Here is a 15,212-nt window from a genome sequence, read left to right on the forward strand (position 1 = left end):
ACTCCTTCGTTTCTTCTTGTATAGCTTTATTATAAAAAAGTTTATTGTTCTTATCCTGCGATTGCCCGAACAAAATATAAAAGCATGTGACATTGTTGTCACATGCTTGAGATTTTAACGAATTCATTTTTGAGTGGGAAGGTTAGCGTAAATGTTGATCCCGCTCCGAGCTTGGATTGAACCCCGATGATGATGAGTAAGGATTGAGCTGCTTTCTGAGCTAAATATAAGCCCATGCCTGTGGCGGCATTGTCGCGATGTACAGTAGTGGAAGTAAACCCTCTGTCGAAGATGCGCGGCAGGTCCTTCGGATCTATCCCGCGCCCGCAATCCTTCACCTCAAGAACGATATGTTCAGCTTGCTGGTAGCTATTTACTGTAATATCAGAAGCTTCACTATATTTTACGGCGTTGGTTAGGAGTTGTCTGAGGATAAAAGCCAGCCATTTAGCATCACTAAGTACTTCGGCAGCTTCTAAGTTCAACTCAAAGCCGATTCCCTTCTGAATACACCAAGACTGTAACGTCTTAATCTCACTAAAAATAAGCGTTTCTATATCAATTTGCTCCATATACAGATCGTTTTCAATAAATGGTATCCGTCTTTGATGGAGCTGCTGATCCAGGAGCAGATGAATACGCAGCCACTCATAGGTCAAGTGCCCCTTCATAACATCATCTTCTATACGCTCAATCATTAGATGCATTGCGGTCAGTGGAGTCTTTACTTCATGAATCCAGGATAACAGCTCATCCTTCTCTTGCTCCAAGTTCATTAGATTGTCTGAAGCAGTCTGCTTTAACAGTCTCACTTGGTTGGTGATGCTCTCTTCGATGATTTTCTCAAAAGGACTTTCGGCAAGAGCGATGCTTGTCAGATCGAGATCATCGTCGCGCTCATTTAAGCTTTTATAAAATCTGGTTTCCTTAGGATAGCGAATGACTAGGAAAATTACGAAAAAAATCATCGATAAAGAGACCAGATAGAGCACTGAAGACAGGGGGATGGTCGGGTCCATAAAGGTGATAAAGAGCATAAATAGATGTACAAAGAGAAAAAGAAAAATCCAACCGAGTCTTTCGAGCAGGTACTTTTTAATCATAGAGAATCCTCTTCAATGGCTACGTAGCCTTGTCCAACCTTCGTCTCAATAAATGCCCCTAATTCAAGCTCGTCGAGCTTTTTGCGCAGCCGATTTACGTTGACGGTAAGGGTGTTATCGCTAATAAAGCGCTTATCGTCCCATAAGCTATTAATTAATTCCTCGCGGGTGACAATTTTATTCTTTTTCTCAATGAGCAATTTCAATATGAAAATCTCATTTTTGGTAAGCTCAATCGTTCCCGTGTCGTTGGTCACTGAATTCCGCTCATAATCGACGGTAGCTCCGCACCACGTTTTGAGTTCAATGTTATCCGTATTGTAATTGTACACCCGCCGGAGAATGGCTTGCACCTTGGCAATGAGTACATCGAAATGGAAGGGCTTTTGGATATAATCATCGGCTCCCAGCTGCATGGACATCACCATATCTGTCGGATGATCCCGAGAGGATAAGAAGATAATCGGCAGATTAGAGTGAGAGCGAATCATTCTGCACCAATGAAATCCATCGAATTTGGGTAATTGGATATCAATTATCACTAAATCAGGTTTGATTTCCGTGAATTCCTGCGTAACATTGTTGAAATCTTGAATGCCATATACATCATAAGACCACTGCGTAAGCCGTTCTTTGATCTCATTAAACAGCGTTGTATCATCTTCGATTAATAAAAGCTTGAACAAATCGGTCACCACACTTTTAGTTTCGTGCCTTGTGTTTAGAATACGCTTAAATGATTGAAGCCATACTTTGATTGTGCTTAGAGCATTGCAGATAACACTGTCTGATAATGTGCAAATTCCTTCGTTTCATTAAACTGAGGGCACATTTTCAAGGAGAGCAGGGCGCTTTCGATTAAGAACTCTCTTGGTTCCTTATTGTTCATGATCTCTTCTTGGATAAAATATAACAGCTTCAGTGCATTGGACAGGCTGGGATCATCGGCGGCGAATGATTTATCAATGATTTTTTTTAAGCTTACAGTCGCAAACGATAAATCATTATTAAAAAAATCAGTGTATTCAGCAACAGGCAATAGTTTCCCTACATGATCGGGGGAGATAAGCTGCATTCCTTTTTCGCTTACATCCTCAACAATCGTCTGGATAAGAGTAGTGCAATAATTAATGATTTGTTGAGAGGTAATGACTTCATTCATGGCACTGTTAATTTGCAGCATATGTTGCAAGATGCCTGTGAAAATGATGGCTCCATCCAGTAGATAGGGTTTTTTATCTTCAGAAAATATATGCAGGAAACGTTCATGCACCCAGGTTAATAAGGTGAATTTAGTTTTTTTGATGAACGTAATTAAATCCGGATCATTGGAGACTAGGGCATCTTCAACCAGCTGCAACAATTTATTTTTTTTATTGATTTTCATAACCAGTTGAACTTGTTTAGCGAATATATCAATGTCAGAGGGGTCCTGGCCAATGAGCAGGCCATTTCTGCCTTCTTCCAGCTGGTCATGAATAGAGGTGAATACAGCTTTAAAGAGATCCCCCTTGGAAGGGAAATAATTATAAAAAGATCCTTTGGAGATCCGGCTGTGATTCAGAATGTCCTGTATGGATGTGGCGTGGTAGCCTTTTTCAATAAATAATTCATGTGCTTTTTGAATCACTTGCTCTTTCCGTTTATTTATCATCTTAGGTGCCCCTTTAAGCTGGACTCTTTTGTGCAAAAAAAACACTTCACGTAGAATAGACTAGCTTATATTTCCACTTAATACAATTTAGTTTTTAAATGAATTCTGACTTGCCAAGCAGTAAATATAAGAGTAATATATTCTACATTGTAACATAAGTTCAAAATTGAACCGACGGTATGATTATAGAATGGAGGATTCCAAAATGAAAACGAAAGAAAGTAAAGCGTCCTATGGGATTTTGGCAATCCTTATGATTGGTGCATTTGTTGCTTTACTGAGTAATACCTTGCTCAATATAGCTTTACCATCGATTATGAAGGATTTTGATGTCAGTGCCTCAACGGTACAGTGGTTATCGACGGGTTATATGTTAGTGAACGGGATCATGATTCCTTCAACGGCCTTTTTAATTCAAAAGTATACAGCCAGACGATTATTCCTAATCGCCATTGGATTATTTGCAATAGGGACCTTCATTGGAGGCTTTGCTCCAAGTTTCCCTGTATTATTGATTGCGAGAATGGTCCAAGCCTCAGGGGCCGCGATTATGATGCCATTATTAATGAATGTATTGTTCACCACATTTCCACCTGAAAAACGTGGCTCGGCCATGGGGATGTTTGGTTTGGTTATGATTTTTGCACCAGCCATTGGTCCTACACTCTCAGGATGGATTATTCAGCATTATGAATGGCCTGTGCTGTTCTTTATGATTGCACCGATCGCCGTATTGGTGTTCCTTCTTGCCTTCTTCAAACTGCATGATCCTAAAAAAGATGTGGCTATTAAAATTGATATTCTATCCGTAGTTCTATCAGCGATTGGGTTCGGGGGTCTTCTATACGGCTTCAGTTCCGCTGGGAATAAAGGATGGGATGATCCAATGGTCTACTCCACCCTTATTATCGGGGTTATTGGTTTAGTGATATTCATTATGCGCCAGATGAAGATGAAGGAGCCTATGCTTAACTTCAGAGTGTACAAATATCCGATGTTCGCTTTATCCTCAGCGATTTCGATTACACTGAATATGGCGATGTTCTCAGCCATGATGTTAATGCCGATTTATCTGCAAAATATTAGAGGCATTTCACCTTTGGATTCGGGACTCCTAATGTTGCCTGGTGCTTTGATTATGGGGGTTATGTCTCCAATCACAGGTAAATTGTTCGATAAATTCGGCGGCAAAGTCTTAGCGTTAATCGGTCTGGCTATCGTAGTGATCAGTACGTATTTCTTTAGTGATCTAACTGAGACAACGAAATATTCGACACTAATGATTTTGTATTCTGTGAGAATGTTCGGGATTTCAATGGTTATGATGCCTGTGATGACCAATGGTCTGAACTCCATCCCGGCTAAATATACACCACATGGTACAGCCATGAACAGTACGATTCAGCAAGTCTCCGGGGCGATTGGCGGGGCGCTGCTTGTAACGATTATGTCTAACAGTACCACATCACATGTCAAAGATATGGTAGCTGAGGCTGTGAGTAAATTAACGGCTAAGCCTTCTGCAGAGCAATTGCTTGGCATTCAAAACCAAGTCATCGCAAAAGCAACGATCGAAGGAATTAATGATGCGTTCTTAGTGTCAGTAGGCGTTGCCATTATTGCTTTTATCCTAGCTTTCTTCATAAAAAGAGGGATACAGCCTAAGGATACAGAAACAGTCGAGGAAAAAGTGGCTGTTAAACAAGTTTCATCCGCTAGATCGATGTAATTTGATATGTAGAAAGACGCCCACCTATGGTGGGCGTCTTTTTGTCTTAATTAAAAATAGAACTCTGAGTGAGTCTTGGTCCATCCTGAATGACCGTTATGGAGTCATTTCCACCTACATAAATTCTATTTGTGAGCGGGTTTAGCACAGTGCTGCCTGATACGGAGGAGAATCTTGCGAGCCGTTTAAACGTGGTGGCGTTATAAACGGACATATGATTTTTATCGAAATTACCAACAAATAAATGATTTGTATTCGGGTTGATAATCGTGTTGGAGGAGGTAGGCAACACCTTTGTGGTTATAATTTTGTTGTTGCGCCCATCTATGACAAACAGCCTGCCCTTACCCTCCACTTGTGCACTTGAGACATAAATACGATTCGTCAGCGGATTTATAACGACCTCACTTTGCAAACGTCCCAGCTGTACATTACGCAACAATTTATTGGTTCGGCCATTGATCACAGAAAGAAACCGGCTCAAGTTATTAGCGACATAAATACGATTGGTAATTTTATTAAGTGCTGGCGCTATCACGGGGTTACTTCCGACTTTTATTGTCGCAATGATCGCCTGTGTAGTTCCGTTAATGACGGTGACGCTATCATTTACTGTATTGGTCACATAGACACGGTTGGTAAGCTCATTGATAACAATTCTGGAGGGGCGTCCACCGATTTCAATCTTTTTACGGACCTGATTTGTTTTCCCGTCTATGACGAATAGGGTTCCGAATGCGCTAGTTACATAAATCAGATTGGTTCGAACATTTACTCCGATATTGTCTGGGAATCGGCCTACTTTGACAGTTTTGATTACCTGGTTTGTCCGCCCGTTTATGACAGATACGTTTTCGTCACGGAAGTTAGGTACATAAATCCGGTTGGTTTGGGGGTTGATTCCGAGCTGAGACGGCAGTCTTCCTACAGGGATCCGAGCGATAATGCGATTAGTTCTGCCCTCCAATACCCCGATAGTTCCAGCCTCGGTGTCTGGGTTTACAAAGTATACTCGATTCGTGACGACATTTACTTTTATATCTCCGATCGGTCCGGCAGAGCGGACTGTAGCAATCACTTTTGGCTGCGCCATGCTTTTACCCCTTTCCAAGTAAATAGATACTTCATTATATTTAGGCTTAGGCAAAAGGGTACTTCATTTATCCTTGCAAGATATATATTAGGAGTGTAGAATGGTACTCCATTATCCAAATATTAGGTTAGGTGTAAGCGTTTTATTTTTTGAGAAATTGAGATTGATTGGAGGTTGGGGTTGAGATGGTGAAATCAGTGTTGTCGGATATTTTATTAACACCTGATAAGACGCAGGTTCATAGCGAATTATTAGAGGAAATTGGGCAGTATATCACACAAGAAATTCTAAATCATCCGTTAATGAAAGAGGAGAGTCAGCGGGTAAGTATTCTCCTTGATGGATCGACCGCACTTGGTGTGATGGATGAGCAGTCGGATGTGGATGTAATCATTATTTGTCAGGATGAGTATTATAGCAGCATTAATCATCGGTTCGAGCAAGCGGGGCTGATCCCGGAGCAAAGTAGTTTTTTTATGGATTTACGACTTCCCAGCGGCAAGACCGGACATTACACACTGCATAAAATATCAGAAATCAAAGCGGCGTTAATGAGCGGAAATATGGAATGGCTGTGGAATGCTTCTATTACTTATATCTACTATGACCGATTGGCTGTAAAGTCACTTTTTGATGCCTATGTGCCCCTCCAACCTGGAGTCCTAATGAGATTTCGTAAGAATTCATACATACAGTTACGAAGTTATGCCAAAAGCTTAGATAATCCTGTAGTGCGTGGCGACGCCTTTCCTATTTTATTTTTAGCGGTTTCTCTTTATAAAGAAGCATTACGCTGTGCCATTACTATTGAAGGTTACCCCTACCCCTATGACAAATGGCTGGTACCTGTAGCCAAACAAACGGCTGTCGGCCGAAAGATTTTGGAGTGTGCGGGCGATTTTTGGATTTTTATTAGAGATGATGAATCCTTTGCCCCTATGTACCAAGAGGATAATAACTTTGTCAAAATGGAAAAACGATTCCGGAAGATACTTGTAGAGGAATTCCGCATGCGGGGGATCGATGAACCTTGGTTAGTAGAGTGGTGGAAGTTTATGGAGGAGTGAGTGGAGCTATAGGGTGTTTGGGTGAGTAGAGTAGCTGTGGTGGCGGGGTTGCTGGGGATGGCTATAGTGGGCTGAAATGGTTGAAGCGGTGGAATGGCTGAAGTGTTTGGGTAGCGTAGTAGCTGTGGTGATTAAGTAATTTAAATGACTCCCCTTCCTCCTCTTGATTATGGTAAGGTATATTGAAGTGGAATTTTAGTGAGAGGTGATTATATGGACGGGACAGTTTCAATATTAGGAGTTCCCTTTTCAAAACTAACACTACATGAGACAACACTTCATCTAACAAAACATATTCAATCTGGGGAATCGAAACTTTTCCATTTGATCACGGCTAACCCGGAAATTACGATAACAAGTCAATCGGACGAGCTGCTACGAACCATACTTCAAGAAGCGGATTTAATCACTCCTGACGGGATTGGCATTGTGTTGGCATCAAAAAGAAAAGGCGATCCTATTGCTGAGAGGGTAACTGGATATGAGCTGCTTCTTGAGCTTTTGGAGCAAGGAAATAGCTTGGGATGGAGTTTTTATTTCTTGGGAACAGATGAGCTTACCAGCTGTAAAGCGGTCGAAAAGATCACGGAGTTATATCCGAATGTGAAGATTGCAGGAAGACATAATGGTTTTCTTACCAAGGAAGAGGAGCCTGCCATTGTAGCAGAAATACAGCGCGCACAGCCAGATTTCCTGATCGTTGCGATGGGTGCGCCATACTCTGACAAATGGGTATATAAGCACAAACAGGAGCTTACGCAGGTAAAAGTTGTTTTTGGCGTGGGGGGCAGCTTAGATGTAATAGCGGGAAAAGTTACTCCTGCACCAGCGCTATGGAAAAAACTCAATCTGGAGTGGTTGCATCGACTTTTGTTCGCTCCCGTTGCGAAGGGACAAAAGTCGCGATGGCGCAGACAGGCAGTGCTGCCCAAATTCGTGTTCCGAGCTATGATTAGGAAATGAAGAAAAGGCCTCGTTTATGGGGCCTTTTTTAGGTTCGGTTGGTGGGAGAGGAGGAGGGGGCAGGTGTGAGAGTTGGAAGTAAGGAGTAGGGGGAAGAGTAAGAGAGATTAGTGGGAGTAAGGTGAGGAGTATGAGCAAGAGTGAGTAGTGAGATTGAGGTAAGGACTAGGAGTAGGAGTAGGAGTAGGAGTAGGAGTAGGAGTAGGAGTAGGAGTAGGAGTAGAGTAAGAGTAAGAGTAAGAGTAAGTAGTGGGATTGAGGTAAGGAATGGGAGAAAAAGTGAGTAGTGGGAGTATGTGTAAGAGTGGTGAGTAGGATGTAAGTGCGACTATAGCTGTGACCTTTAAACAAATTAATAATAATAAACAACACCGATTCTGGTTGATGCCATAGTCTCGTATTTAATTCAAACTAAAAGCTAAAGAGGAACAATAAGGGCAAAAATGCCCCTGAGTCACTGGAATTCCGCCCGAAGAGGCAAAAGAAAGGCAAAAATGCCCTAGATCGGGCGCAATACAGCCCTAAGGGGCAAAAGAAAGGCAAAAATGCCCTAGATCGGGTGCAATTCAACCCGAAGTGGCAAAAGAAAGGCAAAAATGCCCTAGAATCGGTGCAATACAGCCCGACGAAGCAAATCAACGGTATAAATCCCGCAGAATGAGCCAAATCCGGCCCGACGAAGCAAATCAACGGTATAAATCCCGTAGACTGAGCCGAATCCGGCCCGACGAAGCAAATTAACGGTATAAATCCCGCAGAATGAGCCGAGTCCGGCCTGAAGCAGCAAATCAGCGGTATAAATCCCGCAGAATGTCCCAAACCCGCCCGGTTACTATCCATTACCAACAGGGAGTCGGTTTTCGCCACACATTTAATGTGATCCCTACTATGATGAGTGAAATTTGTTTAATTGAGCAGATACATCCGCGTTAATTGAAAATAGGGTAGGAGTTTATCGCTGCAAAATAAAAAACTGACACCGCTATACCAGCGATATCAGTTTACAGTGCTTAGCGATTAAGCTAGCGGCTGCCTATTTTTAGCTTGTTCCTCTCGCATCCACTGTGACAACTGGCGTTTGAGCTTAAGGAACTCGGGAGAGTCCGTAATCTCATCACGGCGTGGCCGCGGAAACGGCACATCGACTGTATGCAGAATGGAGCCGGGGCGGCCGGAAAATACATAGATACGATTAGAGAGCAGCAACGCTTCTTCGATGTTGTGAGTAATGAACAGCACAGAGCGGCGATTCTCTTCCCACAGCTCAAGCAGCCAGCGCTGCATTTCACTGCGAGTTAGTGCATCCAGTGCGCTGAAAGGTTCATCCAGCAACATTAGCTCCTGCGGAGCGAGCAATGCTCTGAGAAAAGCTGCACGCTGCTGCATCCCGCCAGACAACATATGCGGATAAGCATGTTCGAACCCGCTTAACCCAACCTTGGCAAGCCACTGGCGCGCTTCCTCGCGGGCTCCATCCCGCAGTGCGCCCTTGATCTCCCCAGCAAGCAGCACATTATCCTCAATTGTACGCCAAGGAAAAAGCGCAGGCTGCTGCGGCATATAACTAATTTCACCGCGTTGACCTGTAACGGCCTTACCGTTCATGAGGATCGTGCCTGCATCGGGTTTCACAAGGCCGCCAATCATATGGAATAAGGTGCTTTTTCCGCAGCCGGAAGGACCAACGATCGAAACGAACTCTTGTTGCTCTACCTTGAGAGAGACATTATTCAGAACTTTCGTCTCACGGCGACGATGGGAAAAAGATTTGGAGATGCCGCTCACTTCAAGGGCGGGTGCCACGGTATGAGCTTCAGGAGAGCTTATGACTTGTGTTGTTCTGTGTTGCATTTGCGTCGCTTGAGACATACAGGCATCTTCCTTTCTATGAGTTACGGCGCGGCTTCCAGCGAACCAGCCATTTTTCCAGCAATGCAATAATAGCAAAGAGTACAAGACTTAAAAGTACAATAATAACAATAGCGACAAACATCCGATCCGTACGATATGCGGATTTCTGCAGGAGCATATAATAACCAATACCTTTATCCGCGCCAATCCATTCAGCGACCACGGCGCCCATAACCGCATAAGTAGCAGATATTTTTACGCCGGAAAATAGTGCCGGGATAGAAGAGGGCAGCTCCAGCTTGGTGAAGATTTGCCACTTGCTTGCGCCAGCCATTTTCATATAATTCATCATGACCTGATCACTTTGGGCCAGACCGCCCATCGCAGCGACAGCTACCGGGAAGAAACATACTAGTGTAATCAGCACGATTTTGGGCAAAAGACCAAAGCCGAACCAGATAATGAGCAGGGGTCCGAGCGCGATGGAGGGAACATTTTGACTCAGAATAATAAGTGGATAAAAAGCCCGTCTAGCCCAAGGCAAAAGATGCAAAAGCAAAGCAACGATCAGGCCTACCCCCGTACCAATGGGAAAACCAATTAAAGTGAGCCGCAGCGTAGCCATCGTATGAGCCCAAAGACCAGAAGCGTTACTGGTGGATTCACGGGCAATATCAGCAGGACTCGGCAGAATCCAGGATTCAATATGAAATACAGATACAGATAGCTGCCATACGGTTAAAAAGAAGACGACCGCCACAAGGGGCGGCCATATTAGCTTCCAGGTCGATCTCACGGCCGATATTTCTCCGTCAATTTATCCATGCTGATTCCGTTAGGATTATGAGCGATTTTGATCTGCGAAATTACGCTTGGACTGCCTGCTTCGATCAACGCCTCCTGCATCTGACGCACAACCTCCAGCAGCTCGCTAAGCTCACCTTCCATTGTGGTTTCCAGTGGATTCACTTGATGTTTAACACCGGATTTCTGAATGACCTCAATCGCTTTATCTACGTATGGGATGGAATCCTCATTGTTCGGAGTTTTTGGAATTACTTGAATGCTTAGTAGGGTGTTAGCCACAATAATCAATCCTCTCATTTTATAAGGTAAGTTCAAAAAGCCAACTTTGATAACGAAGTAATTCAGGAAGCAAACTCGACATCGAATCTTGAACGAACTTGGGAAGTCCGGTACTCACGTAGTAAACTACTACGCTCCGTTCCTCCTTCCTCAAGTAACGTCCAACCTTCTTGGTTCTGAAAGCCGACTTTTTGAACTCTTAAATTATAAGGTAAGTTCAAAAAGCCAACTTTGATAACGAAGTAATTCAGGAAGCAAACTCGACATCGAATCTTGAACGAACTTGGGAAGTCCGGTACTCACGTAGTAAACTACTACGCTCCGTTCCTCCTTCCTCAAGTAACGTCCAACCTTCTTGGTTCTGAAGTCCGCTCTCTACTCCGCCGGTAAAAAATCATTACTGAATGCACTAGCAGCATCCAGCGGTTTATCCAGCAACTTCAGATCGTACATCCAGTCGCCGTAATTCTGCCAGACCTCGGTTTTTTGCTCGCCCCAGCGGGCAGCATCGTCCTTGTATTTTGGGCTAAGCCATTTTTGGCTAGCTAGGACAAGGTCGGCGTCCAGGTCAGGAACGGCCTTCGATAACATACCGGCAGCCTCTTCCGGATGATCAATGGCATATTGATAACCTTTTGATGTGGCTTTCATGAAGGCCTTCACCAGATCAGGATGATCTGCAATTTGCTTCTCACTCGTCGTCAGCACAGGCGTGTAATAATCGAGCTGCGGCGCATAATCCTTTAAGTACAGCATATCCAATGGCTCGCCACGCAACTCAGCCTCAACACCAGTCCAAGCGTAGAAAATCCAGGCGAAATCAATGTCACGTTTGACGGCGGTAAAATAATCAGCTTCACCGATACTGATCAGCTTCACCTTTTTTACATCGCCACCTTCAGGATCCATGATGGCTTTCATGGCTGCTTCTTCGGCCGGTGAGCCCCAGCCTCCGTAGGTTTTACCTTCGAAATCCTTTGGTGATTTAATATTGCGATCTACTGGAGCGGCGAATCCCGACGTATTATGCTGAATAATAGCTGCTATCGAGACAAGGGGCACGCCTTGTAGACGGGCTAGCGTTAATCCTTCTTGGGCGCTGATGCCAAAAGCGGCTTCGCCAGAGGTAACCATAGTATCAGAACCCGCTGCGCCTGGCTGAACGATTTCGACATCCAGACCTTCTTCAGCGTAGTAACCAAGATCCTTAGCTACGTATAGACCGGTATGATTCGTGTTCGGTGTCCAGTCGAGTGCGACTTTAACTTTGGTGAGCTCTTTTGGAGCATCCGTCCCAGCCGCAGCAGTTGGATCAGTAGCATTTGCTTTGTTTCCGGCTGTATTCCCATTGTTGCTGCCGCATCCGGCAATGGCAAGAATGAGTACACAGGTGAGGCACAACGTAAGTGCTTTTTTGAGGTGCATGTCTTCTTCTCTCCTTTAAGGTTACAAGAATCCCGTCTTCACAACATGAACCCGTAAAGTGTAGTATGTACGTTTTTCTACATCTTTTAGTGATCTTACAAAAAAAGCGCCCCGAGTGATCGGGACGCTGGCTTGGCGCAAGGTTAGTTAAGGTCACAGGGACCAGAACCAATTGGCGATTCCTACGCTGGCATTATCCAGATCAGGTATAAGGGTCAGTATCTTGTGGGATACAATCTCAGCCGGCCAATTCCAGCACCCCTGGTTCTATGAAGTTAACGGGTATTTCTATGTGCAATATAAGTAAGCATAAGTTTTGTACCCATACTTTATATCTTATATTTCTCGCATACGGTGTATTATAGACGGCTGTACTCGGAATGTCTAGTAGTGCACTCCTGAATTTTTCCAATCCAGTAGTTTCTTTTTTGCTAGTCTAGATCTTTATATTTCTTGCGGTGACGCCGTTTAAGCTCACTAACCAGCGCCCCTAGCGTGAGGACAACGCTGATCAGAATCCCGCTCATGATCACGAAGAGGGCAAGAAATTCAAAGGGAGAATAACCAATCATTTTACTCCATTGAATCTTTCCATCCAAATCGTCAATGACCTGATTCATGCCGTAAATCCCGCTTACTACCGTAAATACAGTGAGAATCATCAGCAGATTATCCCGTCGCTTGGACTGAAACTTATCCTGATACTGAAACAGGTCATTTAAGGTTTCTTTCACTTCCTCGAACAAAGCATCGTTTCCGTATACTTTACGCAGCTGAAGAAATATCTCCCGGCCCTGCGACTGGGAAATCAACTCCAAGAAGTAGAACTTAGCCGAGAACTTATTGATGGAGTAGATTAGATTGTCTATTTCCTCATAATCATGATTAATCCGAAGTCGGGAGTGCATATTGGCGAGCTTTAGCAGAACGATTTTGTGGAAAATATTGAGTAAAAATCCGTAATAATATTGCCCGTACATCTGGTTGGCTAGACTAACAGCAATCTCCTGTTCAGCGCGGGTCATGCAGCAAAAAGTCTGCTCATTCATCATATAATACGTGTCTGGACCCCAGCGATTATAGGAATGCTCATGACAATAGTTCGCAATATACGCTGGATCGCTGGCACTGGCATAGGGCTTTCCGTTGAGATCAATTCCATCAAGCTGTGAGGCACGATAGCGCAGATTTACACTAATCTCATCAGAGCTTTCTTCATTCTGAAAGCCATAAAAAGCTTGCACCTGCATTCTTTCATCTACGAAAAAAGGAAGGGTCTCGAAATAAGCCCCATTGATATCCGATTGATCCAGATATGGCTCCAGTCCATCCACCAAATTTCGGAAGACAAAATCCTCTACCATCTCATAGGTCTGTTCCCCGCAATGAATATAAGTGTAATCATCCTGTATGAAGGTATTCTCTAGCGCACGGAAACGATCCGCGAATTCTAGGGCAATACTAAAGGGAATTGAATCCCCCTCCAGCTGGACACGTATCGTCACGAATCCAAGCTGAAAAGGACATATGAATATATCCGTCGAGAGAATTTTGAAAAATATAGATTGCTGCGGAATCTCCAGAATGCAGTCGAGATTATTTACTCTGGAAAAACGGCGAAACGAGTCGGCATCCTTCCTGCGTGGAAAAAGGACATGTGCAGCAAACGGTAAATAGGTGCGCTCCATTCGTTCATGGGAAACACAGTAGCCATCTCCGTAATAGGCAGCTTCAAGCTCTTTATTATCCAGAAAAAAACGTGTGAAGCCGTCGTCCTGTAATTGCTGGATAAGCTGCTTAGAATCGCCCTTTTTTATAGAAAAGGGAAATATAAACTGCATGAGCGCAGTATGTAACAAAGGCTCAGTTGAAGACTCATTCATTCATCGTCCATCCTTGTGCTCAGAATATGCTTATAGATCACATTACCCTAAAAGGATAACGTTGATACTGTTCTAAATACGGGAACTCTTTCCTTTCACCGCTTGCATGGACTGGAACCTCCATGCGGCAATGCTTAGCAGAAACAAGAAGGCGGCAAAAGCGGCGAGTAATCCGGCTGTTTGTGCCACTTCTAAATGGTCCATAGACCAGCCCATAAACAGAGGTAGCAAAGCACCGCCAACACCTCCGGAAGCAATCATAATGCTGGGTGTTGACTCTTCGGTGCCAGGCAGCATTTTGCTGGAGAAGACTAAAGCAATGGAGAAAATACCGGACATAAACAGCCCCAGCAGCAGAATTACAATGAAAGCAGCCATTCGATTGTCAGTGAACGGAAAGAGTGTCAGCAGTAACAAGGTTAGTAAACAGCTGCTGAGAATGTACACGCGATAAGATATTTTTTCGGCAATTACACCCGCAAACAATCTTCCTGTAGACATCGCCAGCCAAAAGAAAGTGACTGTCAGTGCTGCGGCAGACTCCGTCATCCCTAGCTTGGCAATAAAGATAGCCGGCATAAAGTTGACTAAACTCATCTCTGTGCCTACATAAAGAAAAAAGAAAACGATGAAGATCCCTAACAGAATCCATTGCTTACCTTTATACGGAAATTTTTTGTTAGAACGTGAGCTTGAGGATTGCGAATTGTCTGCTCCTTGGACAGAGGCACGTTCATCCAGCATTCGTTGTAGATTACCGAAGTGCCCTCTTGTCCAGAGGATAAGAGAAATTAAGGAGAAGGCAGCGACGATTAGAAAGGCCAATCTCCACGCTCCGGCAGCAATGAGTGGACTGGCGATAAGCGGCATTACGAGTGCGCCTATCCCGAATAGCACTTCAAGCCGGCTCATTGCAATAGCAGTTCCTTCGGTTACAGCACCAATAATAATGGTGCCGATAACCGCTTCGATCATCCCGAAACCAAAACCTGCGGCAACAGCGATAACATACATCCAGCCCCAAGGCGGTAGAAAGGCGTAGGCAATTTCTGCAACTAGTAGAAGACTGGTGGCAATGAGGATGCCTCCACGTTTACCGAAGCGGCGATTAAGCAGGGGAGAGACCAACACACCTGCTAAAAAACCAGCGAATTGACTAAAGATTAATTCACCGCCAGCACTATAATTTTGGTCATAATGTTGCAGTAGAACGGGCAGAATAGATCCCAGCACAACATGTGCCAGACCGATAACGAAGTAGGAAAGACAGCCGATCCAAATCAGTTTTTTCACGAAGTAAGCTCCTTATCTTGAAGTAGTTTATGAGGTAAGGTCGGATTCAATGTGAACCTGAAGGG

General features: G+C 44.0%; 14 protein-coding genes and 1 riboswitch. Of the genes, 3 read left to right on the forward strand and 11 right to left on the reverse strand.

The genetic code is table 11. The annotated features are described in order from the left end of the window. Positions 1-98 precede the first annotated feature (98 nt). From NYE58_RS02140 to NYE58_RS02150, 3 genes are all read right to left on the reverse strand, one after another. Entirely contained in the window at positions 99-1,103 is a 1,005-nt protein-coding gene (locus tag NYE58_RS02140; RefSeq protein ID WP_076218981.1) for a sensor histidine kinase, read from the reverse strand. Further along, entirely contained in the window at positions 1,100-1,789 is a 690-nt protein-coding gene (locus NYE58_RS02145) for a response regulator transcription factor (RefSeq protein ID WP_076124606.1), read from the reverse strand. Before NYE58_RS02145 ends, NYE58_RS02140 begins: the two co-directional genes overlap by 4 nt. Before the next feature lie 77 nt (positions 1,790-1,866). After that, a complete protein-coding gene (locus NYE58_RS02150; protein ID WP_341000985.1) occupies positions 1,867-2,757 on the reverse strand; it encodes a TetR/AcrR family transcriptional regulator in 891 nt (296 codons plus the stop codon). Between the two features lie 205 nt (positions 2,758-2,962). Between NYE58_RS02150 and NYE58_RS02155 the strand changes: the two genes are divergently transcribed. After that, complete coding sequence (locus NYE58_RS02155; RefSeq protein WP_076275998.1) at positions 2,963-4,486, forward strand: DHA2 family efflux MFS transporter permease subunit; 1,524 nt, start codon at positions 2,963-2,965, stop codon at positions 4,484-4,486. A gap of 46 nt (positions 4,487-4,532) precedes the next feature. Here the strand turns inward: NYE58_RS02155 and NYE58_RS02160 are convergent, their stop codons facing one another. Next, a complete protein-coding gene (locus tag NYE58_RS02160) occupies positions 4,533-5,579 on the reverse strand; it encodes a YncE family protein (RefSeq protein WP_076278911.1) in 1,047 nt (348 codons plus the stop codon). Between the two features lie 185 nt (positions 5,580-5,764). Here NYE58_RS02160 and NYE58_RS02165 point away from each other — a divergent pair, with 185 nt between their 5' ends. Together NYE58_RS02165 and NYE58_RS02170 are read left to right on the forward strand one after the other, a co-directional pair. Then, entirely contained in the window at positions 5,765-6,646 is an 882-nt protein-coding gene (locus NYE58_RS02165; protein ID WP_341000987.1) for a nucleotidyltransferase domain-containing protein, read from the forward strand. A gap of 213 nt (positions 6,647-6,859) precedes the next feature. Beyond that, entirely contained in the window at positions 6,860-7,609 is a 750-nt protein-coding gene (locus tag NYE58_RS02170) for a WecB/TagA/CpsF family glycosyltransferase (RefSeq protein WP_341000988.1), read from the forward strand. Between the two features lie 601 nt (positions 7,610-8,210). Here the strand turns inward: NYE58_RS02170 and NYE58_RS02175 are convergent. The 7 genes from NYE58_RS02175 to NYE58_RS02205 form a co-directional block, all read right to left on the reverse strand. Continuing rightward, a complete protein-coding gene (locus NYE58_RS02175; RefSeq protein ID WP_341000989.1) occupies positions 8,211-8,396 on the reverse strand; it encodes a hypothetical protein in 186 nt (61 codons plus the stop codon). 230 nt (positions 8,397-8,626) lie between these two features. Beyond that, positions 8,627-9,460 carry an ABC transporter ATP-binding protein gene (locus tag NYE58_RS02180; RefSeq protein ID WP_076276056.1) on the reverse strand — a complete coding sequence of 278 codons (834 nt, stop codon included), beginning with the start codon at positions 9,458-9,460 and terminating at the stop codon, positions 8,627-8,629. Positions 9,461-9,494: 34 nt separating this feature from the next. Next, positions 9,495-10,256 carry an ABC transporter permease gene (locus NYE58_RS02185; protein ID WP_036682669.1) on the reverse strand — a complete coding sequence of 254 codons (762 nt, stop codon included), beginning with the start codon at positions 10,254-10,256 and terminating at the stop codon, positions 9,495-9,497. Beyond that, positions 10,253-10,546 carry a thiamine-binding protein gene (locus tag NYE58_RS02190; RefSeq protein WP_036682688.1) on the reverse strand — a complete coding sequence of 98 codons (294 nt, stop codon included), beginning with the start codon at positions 10,544-10,546 and terminating at the stop codon, positions 10,253-10,255. Before NYE58_RS02190 ends, NYE58_RS02185 begins: the two co-directional genes overlap by 4 nt. 375 nt (positions 10,547-10,921) lie before the next feature. After that, a complete protein-coding gene (locus NYE58_RS02195; RefSeq protein WP_076124596.1) occupies positions 10,922-11,971 on the reverse strand; it encodes an ABC transporter substrate-binding protein in 1,050 nt (349 codons plus the stop codon). A gap of 162 nt (positions 11,972-12,133) precedes the next feature. Next, positions 12,134-12,244, reverse strand: a riboswitch (TPP riboswitch). Between the two features lie 158 nt (positions 12,245-12,402). After that, the gene (locus tag NYE58_RS02200; protein WP_052096734.1) at positions 12,403-13,854 is read right to left on the reverse strand and encodes a hypothetical protein; all 1,452 of its coding nucleotides are present in this window, start codon (positions 13,852-13,854) and stop codon (positions 12,403-12,405) included. 72 nt (positions 13,855-13,926) lie between these two features. Further along, entirely contained in the window at positions 13,927-15,147 is a 1,221-nt protein-coding gene (locus NYE58_RS02205) for an MFS transporter (protein ID WP_076192749.1), read from the reverse strand. Between the last annotated feature and the right edge of the window lie 65 nt (positions 15,148-15,212).

Source organism: Paenibacillus sp. FSL L8-0708, from assembly GCF_038009325.1.
In the GTDB taxonomy this organism is placed as follows: Bacteria; Bacillota; Bacilli; order Paenibacillales; family Paenibacillaceae; genus Paenibacillus_AQ; species Paenibacillus_AQ odorifer.